The sequence below is a fragment of the Aeromonas sp. Prich7-2 genome (genome assembly GCF_017939255.1).
Taxonomy (GTDB): domain Bacteria; phylum Pseudomonadota; class Gammaproteobacteria; order Enterobacterales; family Aeromonadaceae; genus Aeromonas; species Aeromonas caviae.
On record NZ_JAGKRI010000217.1, the window covers coordinates 22716 to 23280 of the forward strand.

A 565-nucleotide genomic window follows, 5' to 3' on the forward strand; every position below is an offset into this window, starting at 1 on the left:
CATCCCGGTGATGGTGGTGCAGGACAGGGCGGGCCATCAAGCCGACTTTCAGCTGGAAAGGCTGGATGCGCAGACGGTGAAAGCGGTGTTGCAGCCACTCATCGCGCCCGATGCAGTGCTCTGCAGTGATGGTGCAGGGGTGTATGCCAGTTTCAGCCAAGCGCGGGGCATAACACATCAAGTGGTGTACAACCGTCGAGGTGAGCGAGTCATTGGGGCATACCACATCCAGCATGTGAACGGATATCACCGGCGGTTGAAGGAGTGGATGGAACGATTCCATGGAGTCGCAACCCACTACCTGAGGAATTATCTGGGCTGGCGCAGGATGCTGGAACGTTACGGCAGGGAGGTAAATACCAAGATGTGTTTGCATGAGGCGCTAGGGCACCCGATGCAACACGTAATTGGGACATAGCCTTTTTTATGGTTCTTCGCGGGATCTTGGGGAAGTGGAAGTTGACAGACAGGGTGCTGGTAAACTGGCTGTCTCCAAACACACCACCACCATCACCCTGCTGTCGCCGTGCATCATATTGATATTGCCTCCTTCTGGCCAGGTTAT

General features: G+C 55.2%; 1 protein-coding gene. It reads left to right on the forward strand.

Annotated elements, in window-relative coordinates:
• Nucleotides 1–418 (forward strand): IS1595 family transposase (locus J9892_RS24835; protein WP_246876729.1); only part of this gene is annotated, 418 nt, incomplete at its 5' end.
• Nucleotides 419–565: the final 147 nt, after the last annotated feature.